This window comes from Caulobacter sp. SRI_014 (genome assembly GCF_057586315.1).
Genome location: NZ_JBYCZQ010000002.1, coordinates 235,719 through 248,419 on the forward strand (window position 1 = coordinate 235,719; position 12,701 = coordinate 248,419).

Below are 12,701 nucleotides of genomic sequence, written 5' to 3' on the forward strand. Positions count from 1 at the left end.
CGCCGGGCTGCGTTGCGGCAAGGGTGAGCCGTAGCGTCAACACCTAAAGGACAAGGCATGGCCCTGGACGGGGAGAACATCGACCCTGAGGTGGTCAGCGATTTCGGCGCCGAATGGGCCCGGTTCGACCAGGCCGGCATGGGCGAGGCCGAGACCCAGGCCCTGTTCGACCGCTACTTTGCTGTTTTCCCTTGGGAGAAGCTGCCGAAGGACGCCGTCGGCTTCGACCTCGGCTGCGGCAGCGGCCGCTGGGCGCGGCTGGCCTCGCGGCGGGTGGGGACCCTGCACTGCATCGACCCGGCGGAGGCGGCCCTGGCGGTGGCGAGGGAAAAACTCAAGGACCAGCCCAACGCCGTCTTCCACCATGCGGGGGTCAGCGCCATCCCCCTGGCCGACGACTCTATGGACTTCGGCTATTCGCTGGGCGTGCTGCACCACGTGCCCGATACGGCGGCCGGCATCAGAAGCTGTGTCGCCAAGCTCAAGCCCGGCGCGCCGATGCTGCTCTATCTCTACTACGCGCTGGACGGGAAGCCGTGGTGGTTCCGGGCGATCTGGGGCGCCTCGGACCTGGTGCGCAAGGTGATCAGCGCCTCGCCCCGGCCGATCAAGTTCGCCGCCTGCCAGGTGATCGCCGCCCTCGTCTACTGGCCGCTGGCCCGCCTCGCGGGTCTTCTGGAGAAGGCCGGGGCCAAGGTCGACAACCTGCCGCTGTCCGACTACCGGCACATGAGCTTCTACAGCATGCGCACCGACGCCCTGGACCGTTTCGGCACCCGGCTGGAGCAGCGGTTCACCCGGGTGCAGATCGACGCGATGATGCGGGCCGCGGGCCTGAGCGACATCCGCTTCCTCGAAGGCCCGCCCTTCTGGTGCGCCGTCGGTTTCAAGGCCTGACCCTGACCGGGCTGCTGCATGTCCTGCCGCACGACGGCGTCGGCGGCGCCGAGATCGCCGCCCGCCAGGCGGCGAAGGCCGCGCCGGGCGAGGTCACGGTCGCAGTCCTGACGGGGCCGATCGAGGGGCCGGCCGAGCCCAATCGCTTCAGCCTGAACGGCCTTGGCCCCCTCGATCCCATCGCCGCCATCCGCGCCGGCCTGCTGGCGCTGGACCGGCCGGTCGCCGTCTTCTCGCTGTGGAAGTCGGCCCTGGCCATGCTGATGACCGCCCTGCTGGCGCCGAAGACCCGTCGGGTGCTGTTCCTGCATTCGGACCGGCGGGTGCATCTGCCGGACCGGCTGGCGACCTGGCTGCAGACGAGGCTGGCGCATGAGGTCTGGGCCGATTGCACCCGCAGCCTGGAGGGCCTGGGGTCCCTGCTTCCCGCCGGCAAGGCCACGCGGGTCATCTCCTTCATGGCCGGCCGCCTGACGGCGCCGGTCCGCACCGCGCCTCGCCCCCGCTTCATCTTCTGGGGCCGGCTGACGCCGCTGAAGCGCATCGACCGGGCCATCGATCTGTTCGCGCAGGTCGCGAAGGGCCGCCCCGACGCCCGCTTCCTGATCATCGGCCCTGACGACGGCAGCGAGGCGGCGCTGAAAAACCAGGTCGAAACCCTCGGCCTGACCGGGCAGGTGGATTTCGCCGGGGTAAAATCCATGGGCGAGATCGCGGCCCTGGCCGCGGACTTTGACGTCTTCGTCCAGCTCAGCGAGCAGGAGGGGGCGGCCATGTCGCTGATCGAGGCCATGCAGCTGGGACTCGTGCCCGTGGTCACCCCGGTGGGCGAGATGGCCAGCTATGTGCGCTCTCTGGAGACCGGCGTGGTCTATCTGAACCAGGCGCAGGCCGCCGCCGACATCGCCGCCGTCCTCGACGATGCATCGCTTTTCGACAGGATCGGCGCCGCGGCGGTCGACCATTGGCGAACAGCGCGGCTATATCATGAGGACCTGTTGGCCGGCGCCCGCGCGCTGGCGGGGCGTGAGGGGTAAGCGTCATGTGCGGCATCGCCGGTCTTTATGCGGCGCGCGATCCGGGCCTCGTCGGCGAGGCCGCCCTGACCCGCATGCTGGACGCCATCTACCATCGCGGGCCGGACAGCGAGGGCGTCTGGACCGACGCCGGGGCCGGCATCGGGTTTGGCCAACGGCGGCTTGCCATCATCGACCTGTCGCCGGCCGGGCTGCAGCCGATGACCAGCGCCAGCGGGCGCTGGGTGATCAACTACAACGGCGAGATCTTCAACTACCTCGACGTTCGGCGTGAGCTGGAAGAGAGCGGCGGGGCGCCGAACTGGCGCGGCCATTCGGACACCGAGGTGCTGGTCGAGGCGGTCGAGCACTGGGGGGTCGAAGGCGCCCTGGAACGCATCGAGGGCCAGTTCGCCATCGCCCTGTGGGACCGCCAGGAGCGCCGGCTGCACCTGATCCGCGACCGGTTCGGCGAGAAGCCGCTCTACTACGGCTGGGTCGGCGGGGCGCTGGCCTTCGGGTCGGAGCTGAAGGCCCTGCGCACCCTGCCGGATTTCCCGACGGCGATGGACCCGGAGGCCCTGTCGAGCTTCCTGCGCTATGCCTATGTGCCCCATCCCTGGTCGATCTGGCAGGGCATCCTCAAGCTGCCGCCGGGCGGCCGCATCAGCGTCGGGCCGGAGGACCCGGTCGGCGTCCTGCCGCCGGTCATCCGCTACTGGGACCCGGACCAGGCCATCCTGTCGGCCCTGGACCGGCCCTGGACGGGCGGCGAGGACGAGGCGGTCGAGGCGCTGGACGCGCTGCTGAACCAGACGGTCGGCACGCGGATGATCGCCGACGTGCCGCTGGGCGCCCTGCTGTCGGGCGGGGTCGATTCCTCGGCCATCGTGGCCCAGATGGTCGCGCGCGGCGGCAAGGTGAAGACCTACACGATCGGCTTCGATGAGCCGGGCTTCAATGAGGCCGAGCACGCCAAGGCGGTGGCGGCCCACCTCGGCACGGACCACACCGAACACTATGTCACTGCCGCCGACTGCCTGGCCGTGGTGCCGAAACTTCCCTCTCTCTATGACGAGCCCTTCGCGGACGCCTCGCAGATCCCGACCTATCTGGTCAGCCAGCTGGCCCGGCGCGAGGTGACGGTGGCGCTGAGCGGCGACGCCGGCGACGAGATCTTCGGCGGCTACAACCGCTACTTCCATGGCGCCCGGCTGTGGGAGAAGGTCGGCGGCCTGCCCCGACCCCTGCGGGCAGCCGGCGCGGCGGGCCTGCGCAGCCTGTCGCCCGATGGCTGGAACAGGCTGACCGGGGCGTTCGGCGGGGTCCTGCCGGCCGAGCTGACCGGCGGCCGGGCCGGGGAGAAGGCGCACAAGTTCGCCGGCGTGCTGGGCGCGGCCAGCGCCGACGATTACCACATGGGCCTGCTCAGCCAGTGGGCTCATCCCGAGGCCGTCGCCCGCGGCGGCGCCCGGGGCCTGCGCCTCCCCGAGGACCGCCAGCCGCCCTCGCGGCTTCAGGGCTTCGCGCGCCGGGCCATGGCGGTCGACACCCGAAACTACCTGCCCGACGACGTGCTGGCCAAGGTCGACCGCGCCGCCATGGGCGTCAGCCTCGAGGCCCGAGCGCCGTTCCTCGACCGCCAGGTGCTGGACTTCGCCTGGCGCCTGCCGATGTCGATGAAGATCACCGGCGGCAGCGGCAAACACATCCTGCGCCGGGTGCTGGACCGCCATGTGCCCCGGGCCCTGATCGAGCGGCCCAAGCAGGGCTTCGCCGTGCCGGTCGGGCGCTGGATGCGCACCGAGCTGCGGGCCTGGGCCGAGAGCCTGATCAGCGTCGAGGCCCTCAACCGCGAGGGGCTGTTCAACCCCGGGCCCGTGCGGGCCGCCTGGGAGGAGCATGTCAGCGGCCGGCGAGACCATGACCTGCGCCTGTGGTCGGTGCTGACCGCCCAGGCCTGGGCCCAGGCTCAGCGCGATCCCGTCACGGCGAGCGCCGCCGCGTGACCGACGTCTCCTTGCGCGATGTACCGGTCGTCCTGTTCGGCAACACCGACTGGTACCTCTACAATTTCCGCCTGCCGCTGCTGCATCGGCTGCGCGAGGAGGGCGCCCGGCTGATCCTGATCTCGCCGCCCGGCGAATACGGCGAGAAGCTCAAGGCCATGGACTTCGACTGGCGGCCCCTGCCGATGGAGCGGCGCAGCCTCAACCCGCTCGCCGAAGCCAGGCTGCTGGCGCACATCGCCGGACTGCTGCGGGCCGAGAAGGTGGCCATCATCCACGGCTTCACCATCAAGCCGGCCATCTATGCCGGCATCGCCGGACGGCTGGCGGGGGTGAAGGGCCGGGTCAGCGCGGTGGCGGGGCTGGGCTTTGTCTTCATCAGCGACAGCCTGAAGGCCCGGGCCCTGCGCCCCGTGGTCCGCACCCTGGCCTGGCTGGCCTTCGGGGGCCGGCGGGCCCGGCTGATCGTCCAGAACCCCGACGACCGCGAGGCCTTCGTCGGCCGCCGGCTGGTCGACCCGGCCAAGGTCCACACCATTCCCGGCAGCGGCGTCGACCTGGCCCGCTTTCAGGTCAGCAACCGCGTCCGCGCCGACGGCGAGCCGCTGAAGGTCCTGCTGGCCACCCGCATGCTGTGGGACAAGGGCCTGGCCGAGTTCATCGAGGCCGTTCGCGTGCTCAAGGCTGAGGGCCGCAACATCCGCTTCCTGCTGGCCGGCGAGCCCGATCCCGGCAACCCGGCCACCTGCGCCGCAGAGGACCTGGCCGGCTGGGTCGCCGAGGGTCTGGTCGAGCATCTGGGTCATGTCGGCGACATGCCGGCCCTGCTCGGCGAGGTCGATGTCGTGGTCCTGCCCAGCTACCGCGAGGGCCTGCCCAAGACCCTGATCGAGGCGGCCGGCTGCGCCCTGCCGCTGGTCACCACCAACGTCCCCGGCTGCCGCGAGGTGGTCACCCACGAGGAGGACGGGCTGCTGGTCACGGTGCGCGAGCACGAGGGACTGGTGGAGGCGATCGGCCGTCTCGACGACGACGCGGACCTGCGCCGGCGGTTGGGCCTGGCGGCGCGGGAGAAGGCGCTGCGGCTGTTCGACGTGGAGATCGTCATGCGGCGGACTCTGGACGTGTACCGGGAACTGCTGTCGGCGAATTAATTAGGGCCGGTTGGCCGACCGTGGTCCCTTCCGGCAAACTACGGGAGGGGCTCCCCATGCGCCGCATCATCGCCACCACGCTATTCCTGCTGGCCATCGCCAGTTCGGCCCAGGCCGCCGACGCCACCGTCCGCGCCTTTCCGGCCGGGCCGTTGAACGCCTTTCCGCTCGACAGCGTGCGCGGGGTGCAGAGCCTGATGCTGCACAATGTGGCGGTCATCAACACCACCGGCGCCCCGGTCACCCTGGCCAGCCTGGAGTTCGAGCTGCTGCGCGGCGGCGCGCCGGTCGAGCGCCGCATCCTGGGCCCCGCCGATCTGGCCCGCCTGTCCGCCGGCGGTGCAGGCTTGCAGCAGGCCGGCATGATCGAGGCGGTCAGCTTCCAGTTCGGAGATGTGCTCGGCAAGCCGGCGGCGAAACTGAGCAGCACCGCCACCCTGGCCCCCGGCGAGGGCCTGCTGGTCACTTCCCAGGTGCTCAGCTTCAGCGGTCAGCGCGAGGCGCTCCGCGTCACCGCACGCACCGCCGACGGGACCATCGTCGCCCGCCTGACCATCCCGGTCATCGTCGCCCAGCCGCAGGCCCGCTACCGCTTCCCGCTCAAGGGGACCTTCTACGTCCAGGCAGGGCCGTCGCTGAATACCCACCACCGCTGGGCCGTGCCGGAAGAGTTCGCCCTCGACATCGCCCAGATCGGAACCGGCGGGAAAACCTTCCGTACCGACGGCCGGCGCTTCGCCGACTACTGGGTCTATGGCCTGCCGGTCCTGGCCGCCGCCGACGGCGAGGTGGTCTCGGTGGTCGACCGCTGGAGCGAGGACGAAAGCCTGATCCGCAAGGCCGGCGAGACGCAGGAAGCCTACTACACCCGCATCCTCACCGCCCAGAACACCCGCATGGCCGCCGAGGGCGCCGAGGTGCTGGCCGGCAACGCCGTGGTCGTGCGCCACGCCTGGGGCGAGTACAGCGTCTATGGCCATCTCAAACCCGGCTCGGTGACCGTCAAGGTCGGCCAGAGCGTCAAGGCCGGCGATGTGCTGGCGGCGGTCGGCAGCTCGGGCTCCTCGACCGAGCCTCACCTGCATTTCCACATCTGCGATGGGCCGAGCGCGCTGAACTGCGTCGGCAAGCCGGCGATGTTCGGCAATGTCGAGAACCCGATGGCCCTGCTGCCGGGCCCGATCCAGAGCGGCGATATCGTCGAGACGAGGTAGGTCTCAGCCCCCGGCCGGCTGGAACAGTTCGACGACGTTGCCGGACGGATCCTCGGCCAGGATCTGTGAGCCGCCGGGGCCGCTGAGGATGTCGTTCCGGAACTTCACGCCTTCGGCGCGCAGGCGCTCGACCTCGGCGGCGATGTCCGGGGTGATCAGCTGGAAACGGTTCCAGCCGCCGGCTGTCGGCTGGCGCCCGTCGGGCATCGGCCGGCCGGCGGAACTCCTGGCCCCGCTGAGAAGCAGGCGCAGCGGCCCGCGCTGCACCGAGGCGAAGGCCGGGGCGGCACTCATCTGCACCTCGAAGCCGAAATGGCCGACGTACCAGTCGAGCGCGGCCTGCACGTCGTCGACCATGTAGCGGACATTCACCTGGGCATCACTCATCGGAGATCTCCTGTTCAGATCAGACGGGGGCGAGGGTGCGTTTCAGCAGGCTGCGCAGGGCGACCAGCATGGCCTCGCGGTCGCCCCCCTCGGCGATGGCGTCGGCCGCCTCGTGGATGGCGGCGAACAGCAGCCGGGCGGTCGGGTCCGGATCGACCGGCCCGAAGGCCTGCGCCTCCTGGCCGGCGCGGATGATGGCGGCCAGCTGGGTCCCGCCGTTGTCGGCCAGGGGGCGGCGTTCGGCGAAGTCGGAATGGAAGATGGCCTCGCCCAGCCCTCGGCGCGGCAGGGTGAAGTCGATGAAGGCGGCCGCCAGCCAGTCGACCAGCGCCGGCCAGTCGACCGGGCTGCCGTCGACCTCGGTGGGCAGCGGATAGCTGGCGGCGAACTCGGCGACCAGCCGGTCGCGGATGGTCTCCAGCAGATCGTCCCAGGTCGGGAAGTAGAGAAAGAAGGTGCCCTTGGCGACGCCGGCCTCGCGGACCACATCCTCGACCCGCACCTGTGCGCCGGGAACCTTGAGCAGCCGCTCGGCCGCCTCGACGATTTCCAGTTTCCGGGCCTCCGGGTGGAGGCGGCGACGCAGCGGCTTGTCCATCGACCCGTCCTGATGACCGATGGTCAGTAACTACTGACCAACGGTCAGTGTCAAGGGGCTTGGCCGGCTACCGCGTGATCTTTAGGTCGTCGAACCAAGCCTCGCCGTTGGCCCGCCCACGCCCCGGCGAGGACAGGCTCAGCCACTGGGCGTCGCAGTCGGCGGGGACGTCCACGGTCGCCGTGAAGCTCGTCCACCCCGTCGTGCCCGACAGGCTCACCCCCGGGTCGACGATGGCGACGTTGCGGCGGGCGCAGCGGAAGTCCCAGACCAGGGGGCGGGCGATGGCGATGCCGTCGGCCTTCCAGCGGCCGGTGAGCACGTGGCGGCCGGGCGGCAGGGCCAGCAGCTGGCGGGCCAGGATGCCCGGCGGCAGGGCCTTGCTGAAGCGGACGTAGAGGGCATTGCCGTCGCCCTCGGGCCTGGGGGTTTCCTCGACGATGACGCCGCTACGGTCAAAGAATTGCCAGTTGAAGGGGGCGGGGCCCGGCAGGCCCTCGAAGCCGCCGTCGTAAGGGTCGGCCAGCTGGGCTACGCCCTCCGCGGGGAGGACCTGGGCCCAGATCAGGAAGGCCAGCTGGTATTGCTCGTCCTTGACCAGGCGGCCGACCACGGCGCCGGTCTCGACCTCGCTGGGGGGATGGCGGCCCTTGGCCATGGCCGCCAGGACGCTGACCGCCGCGCCGGGGTTGTCGCCGGTCTTGGCCATGTTGATCAGGAAGGCCGAGCGCCAGGGCGGCTCGCCGTCGAGGCGGGCGGCCAGCAGTTCGGCGCCGCCGGGCTGGGCCGCCAGCTGGGCCAGCTGGCTGGTCATCACCCCCCGCATCGACACCGGCCAGGCGCGCAGCAGACCGTCGGCCCGTTCCGCCGCCTCAGCCAGCTTGCCGGACTTGAGCCGGTCGGCGACCAGCCAGTTGTTGGCCGGAATGTCGCGCTTCATGCGGTCGCCGGCGATGGTCATCAGCCGGTTGCGCCGGACGGGGTCCGTCTCGGCCAGGGCCAAGGTGCGGAAGGCCGAACCGGAGGTCGGATCGCGCTTGAGCGCGGCCAGGGCCAGACGGCGGGCGGCGGGCGTCTTGCCCTGGTCCAGCCGGCGTTCGGCCAGGCGGGCCATGGCGTCGGCGTCGGCGGCGCGCCACCCGAGGGCCCGGGCGGGATGTTCAGGCGTCAGGGCGTCGGCGGCGGAGTGCTGGACCATCAGCCCGGCGAGGCCGAGGCCGCCGAGGACCAGCACCGCCGCCAGGACGGCGTCGCGCCAGGGGAAGGCGCGCTTCGGCGGCTCCGGAGGAACCGGCGGCACGACCCGGAGGACCGGCCGCTCGCGCTCTCCGGTACCCGCCGGCATTGGATCAGCCCTTCTTGCCGCTCAGCTTCTTGGTGTCGCCGCCGGCTCCGCCGTACTCGTAGTTATAGGCGTAGCCATAGCCGTAGCCGTAACCGTAGCCATAACCCGCGGCCTTGATGCTGAACTTCGACAGCAGGGCGCCGAGGATGCGGGCGTGGCCGAGGTCGAGGCGGCGCAGGGCCGCCTTGGCCAGGCCCTGGCGGGTGGTCCCGGCCTCGATGACGAGGATGGTGCCGGCCACCGAGCTGGCGAGCAGCGGGGCGTCGGCCAGGCCCATGACCGGCGGGCCGTCGATGACCAGGAGGTCGAAGTGCTGCTGCGCCTCGGCGACCAGGGCGCGGATGCGGGCCCCGGCCAGCAGTTCGGCCGGGTTTGGCGGCAGCGGGCCACAGGGGATGAAGGCCAGGTTGGGCTGGTCGGTGGCCTGGGCCAGTTCGATCAGCGTCGCCGAGCCGGTCAGGTAGTTCGACAGGCCGGCGCTGCTGTCCGCGCGCAGGGTGCGGTGCAGGGACGGGTTGCGCAGGTCGCTGTCGACCAGCAGCACGTTCATGCCCAGCTTGGCGAAGTTCTTGGCGAGCGCCACCGAGGTGGTCGACTTGCCTTCCGAGGGCCGGGCCGAGGTGACCAGGATGTTCCGGGGCACGCCCTCGTTGGTCGAGAACTGCAGGGCCGTGCGCACCGAGTAGTAGGCCTCGGAGAAGGCGCTGCGCGGATCGGCCATGGCCTCTTCCGGCGTGACACCCTTCTCCAGCATCGGGATGGCGCCGAGCAGCGGCATACCGAGCTTGCCCTCGATGTCCTCGGGGACCTTGATGGTCTCGTCGAGGCTTTCCAGGCCGAAGGCGGCGCCGACGCCGACCAGCAGGCCGATGCCGAGCGCGATCAACAGGTTGATCAGCATGTTCGGCTTGTAGGGACTGCGCGGCGTATTGGCCGGGTCAATGATCGAGACGTTGTTGGAGCCGACGCCGGCGGTGACGCCGATGTCCTTGAAGCGCTGCAGCAGCCCGTCATAGAGCGTGCGGTTGGTGTCCACGTCGCGCTGCAGGATGTTGTACTGGATCGAGCGGTTGCGCAGGTCCATGACGCCGGACTTCAGGCCCGAGACCTGGCCCATGAGCTGGCCCTCGGTATTGCGGGCGGTCTGGTACTGCTGCTGGATCGAGGCGCGGATGTTGCCGGCCTCAGTGCTGATCTGGCGGCCCAGTTCGTCGATCTGGCCCTTGATGGCGACGACTTCCGGCGCTTCCGGGACAAACTTGGTCAGCATCAGCTGGTACTGGGCGTTCAGCGACGCCTGCTGCTGGCGCAGGGCCTGGATGGTCGGGCTGCCCATGACCTCGGGCAGGCTCATCAGGGCGCCCGACTGGGCCTGGCGCCACTTCTGTTCAGCGGCGATGCGCTGGCTCTTGGCCATGCCGAGCGCGGTGTTCATGGCCACCAGGTCGGTCGCGGTCAGCGAGGTGCTGGCCGTCTGTTCGGCCCCGCCGCTGCCGGGCGTGCCCGTGGCGCCGGTCGGGGTGACGTTGATGATGCCCTGGCTGGTGGCGTAGGCGACCAGCGCCTTTTCCGAGGTCTCGAGCTTGGTCTTGGCCTCGGCCAGCTTGTCCTGCAGGAACTCACGCGCATCGGCGGTGGCGTCGAACCGGCGGTCGAGGTTGAAGCTGACGTACTGTTCGGCGAACTGGTTGGCGACGCGCGAGGCGATGGCCGGGTTGGGGCTCTCGTAGGAGATCTTGACCAGGCGCGAGTTGCGGACCGGCTCGATCGAGATGGCGGCCATCAGCAGGGCGGTGGCCTGGCGCTCACGGGCGGCCAGGGGCGCGGTCAGGTTGGCGGCCTTGCCCTGGTTGCGGCCGAGCAGCTTGTTGATGCTGTCCTTGAAGGCCGAGGGCTTGGACTGGTTCATGAACTCCGGATCGGAAGCCAGGTTGGCCTTCTGGACGACGCGCAGAGCCAGCGACCGGCTTTTCAGCTGGCCGTACATGGTCTGGTAGAATTCCAGGTTGCGGCTGTCGTCCGGGGTAACACCCTCGATGCCGGTGTAGTTGGCCGTCTCGCGGTCGATCTGGATCATCGTCGTGGCGCGATAGATCGGGGTGGTCAGCAGGGTGAAGATCAGGCCGAGGATCAGCATGACCCCGATGGCGCCGGCGATGACCAGCCGGTGCTTCACCAGCACATGCCAATAGGCCAGCAGGTTGATCTCGGGGTTGACCCCCGCCTGTTCGTCGAAGTTGGCCCGGGTCGGGGCCAGGCCGCGGCCGCCGCGGACGACCAGGGGCCGGGGCATGGCCGTGGTCAGGTAGGTCCGGCCCTCGGGCTCGCCGTCCCAGGTCTCGTCGTTGTCGCCGCGCTTCATTCGTCCTCAAAGCCCCTTCGCCGCCTCCCTCCGGAGCGCGGCGCTTAATCCGTTATAGGTCTGTACGTTCGACCGGCGCGATCAGAGCACCGGCACGAACATGCCGATCAGCGGCACCGCCGAGATCACGTCGCGCCACAGGGTCTTGCCGCCAGAGCGGTCGACGAAGACCACGTCGTTGGCGAAGATTTGCGGGTCGGCCATCTTGCCCGTGCGGATTTCATTGAGGTCGAAGACCGCCACCATCCGCTGGTTGTTGACCATCCGGAACACGGCGACCTTCTTCTCGTTGGCCTCGCGGTTGAGGCCCCGGGCCATGGCCACGGCCTGGATCAGAGTGGTCTTGCCGATCAGCGGATAGACGCCGGGTTGGCCGACCGAGCCGTCGACGGTGACCTTCTGGCTGGCGAATTCCTTGACCGAGACGGTGACTTCGGGCGAGCGCAGGTAGCGGGCCTTCAGGCGGACGGTCAGTTCATCGCGGATTTCGTTGACGGTTTTCCCGGCCACGGGAACCGCGCCGATGATCGGCATGCCGATCTGGCCGGCGGCGTCGACCTGGACAATGCGGGAGACGTCCGGCGCCTGGTAGACGCTGACATCGAGGGTATCCATGGGCCCGACGCGATACTCCTCGGCGCCGACGACGGCGCGGGTCGGATCGGGCGGGGGCAGGGCCTGGCCGTAGAGGGCGCCGTCGGCCATCTTGCCGGAGCCGCCGCCGGTGCAGGCCACCAGCGTCAGGCCGGCGACCACCGCAAGAACCAGGGCACGGATCATGAAAAGTTCCCCACTGCGTAATTCGGACGCATCATAACCGCGTCAGGCCGCTTTAAACAAACGCCGCAGGAAGCCAAATCCCGTCGCCGGCGCCTTGGGGGCGCCGACGGCGTCGGGCAGCATCGAGGGCGGCGTATTCTCGAGAACGGCGCGTGGCCGGGTGATGACCATGTCGATGGCCGCCTGTTCGCCCAGCCGCTGGGCGACCGCGTCACGGGCGGGGCTGAGCAGCGGGCGGCGGTTGCGCATGTTGTGGGCGTCGGTGGCCAGGATGTGGACCAGGCCCTCGTCCAGCATGCGCTCGGACCAGTATTGCGGCCGCTTGCCGAAGCGCCCGACGACCGAGCCACTGGTCAGCTGCATCCAGGCGCCGGCCTTGGCGATGCGGACCATGGTCTCGTAGTGGCTCTCGATCCAGTGGAGCCGCTCGGGATGGGTGATGATCGGGTGATAGCCGGCGGCCATGGCGGCGAAGACCGTGTCCTCGATGCGCGGCGGGGCGGTGTGGTGCGGCGGCTCGAACAGGAAGTAGCGGGTGTCGCCGAGGCTGAGGATCCGGCCCGAACGCAGGCCGGGGACCAGGTCGACGCACAGCTGGACGTCGGCGCCGGTGGTCAGCTTGAGCGGAATTTCTGCCTTGTCGAGCTCGGCCTGCAGGGCGGCGACGGCGGCCCTGATCTGCGGGCCGGTGTTCTCGTACAGGCCGGGAAAGATGTGCGGCGTGCAGGCGACGATCTCGATGCCGTCCTCGACGGCGCAGCGGGCCATGGCCAGCGACGTCTCGAGATCAGGGGCCCCGTCATCGATGCCGGGAACCATGTGGCAGTGAAGGTCGATCAAACCCGCAACTCCAAAACCAAGCCCTACGCGCGGACTCCGACCTGCAGGCGCGCGGCGACGCGCGCGCCCTCGAAAGTATGACGCCCGCCCACCCGACGC

Annotated in this window: 11 protein-coding genes; 5 read left to right on the plus strand and 6 right to left on the minus strand. The window is 70.2% G+C overall.

Annotated features, from left to right (window positions below):
- Positions 1-57: 57 nt before the first annotated feature.
- From AC2YG9_RS06575 to AC2YG9_RS06595, 5 genes are read left to right on the plus strand one after another with little or no spacing between them, the layout of a single operon-like run.
- On the plus strand, positions 58-897 hold the full coding sequence (locus AC2YG9_RS06575) for a class I SAM-dependent methyltransferase (protein ID WP_487297151.1): 840 nt from the start codon (positions 58-60) through the stop codon (positions 895-897).
- Positions 873-1,934, plus strand: a complete 1,062-nt coding sequence (locus AC2YG9_RS06580; protein WP_487297152.1) for a glycosyltransferase — start codon at positions 873-875, stop codon at positions 1,932-1,934. The genes AC2YG9_RS06575 and AC2YG9_RS06580 overlap by 25 nt, the downstream gene beginning before the upstream one ends.
- Positions 1,935-1,939: 5 nt before the next feature.
- A complete protein-coding gene (gene asnB, locus AC2YG9_RS06585) occupies positions 1,940-3,922 on the plus strand; it encodes an asparagine synthase (glutamine-hydrolyzing) (RefSeq protein WP_487297153.1) in 1,983 nt (660 codons plus the stop codon).
- Positions 3,919-5,076 carry a glycosyltransferase family 4 protein gene (locus tag AC2YG9_RS06590; RefSeq protein ID WP_487297154.1) on the plus strand — a complete coding sequence of 386 codons (1,158 nt, stop codon included), beginning with the start codon at positions 3,919-3,921 and terminating at the stop codon, positions 5,074-5,076. The genes asnB and AC2YG9_RS06590 overlap by 4 nt, the downstream gene beginning before the upstream one ends.
- Positions 5,077-5,132: 56 nt before the next feature.
- Complete coding sequence (locus AC2YG9_RS06595) at positions 5,133-6,290, plus strand: M23 family metallopeptidase (protein ID WP_487297155.1); 1,158 nt, start codon at positions 5,133-5,135, stop codon at positions 6,288-6,290.
- Positions 6,291-6,293: 3 nt separating this feature from the next.
- Here AC2YG9_RS06595 and AC2YG9_RS06600 read toward each other — a convergent pair whose 3' ends face one another.
- From AC2YG9_RS06600 to AC2YG9_RS06625, 6 genes are all read right to left on the minus strand, one after another.
- Positions 6,294-6,677, minus strand: a complete 384-nt coding sequence (locus AC2YG9_RS06600) for a VOC family protein (protein ID WP_487297156.1) — start codon at positions 6,675-6,677, stop codon at positions 6,294-6,296.
- A 19-nt stretch (positions 6,678-6,696) separates the two neighbouring features.
- On the minus strand, positions 6,697-7,275 hold the full coding sequence (locus tag AC2YG9_RS06605) for a TetR/AcrR family transcriptional regulator (protein ID WP_487297157.1): 579 nt from the start codon (positions 7,273-7,275) through the stop codon (positions 6,697-6,699).
- Between the two features lie 67 nt (positions 7,276-7,342).
- Positions 7,343-8,620, minus strand: coding sequence for a hypothetical protein (locus AC2YG9_RS06610; RefSeq protein WP_487297158.1), 1,278 nt, complete (start codon positions 8,618-8,620; stop codon positions 7,343-7,345).
- Positions 8,621-8,624: 4 nt separating this feature from the next.
- On the minus strand, positions 8,625-10,982 hold the full coding sequence (locus tag AC2YG9_RS06615; protein ID WP_487297159.1) for a GumC family protein: 2,358 nt from the start codon (positions 10,980-10,982) through the stop codon (positions 8,625-8,627).
- A gap of 81 nt (positions 10,983-11,063) precedes the next feature.
- A complete protein-coding gene (locus AC2YG9_RS06620; protein ID WP_487297160.1) occupies positions 11,064-11,762 on the minus strand; it encodes a polysaccharide biosynthesis/export family protein in 699 nt (232 codons plus the stop codon).
- A gap of 42 nt (positions 11,763-11,804) precedes the next feature.
- Positions 11,805-12,602: a tyrosine-protein phosphatase gene (locus tag AC2YG9_RS06625; protein ID WP_487297161.1), complete on the minus strand. Its 798-nt coding sequence runs from the start codon at positions 12,600-12,602 to the stop codon at positions 11,805-11,807.
- Positions 12,603-12,701 lie beyond the last annotated feature (99 nt).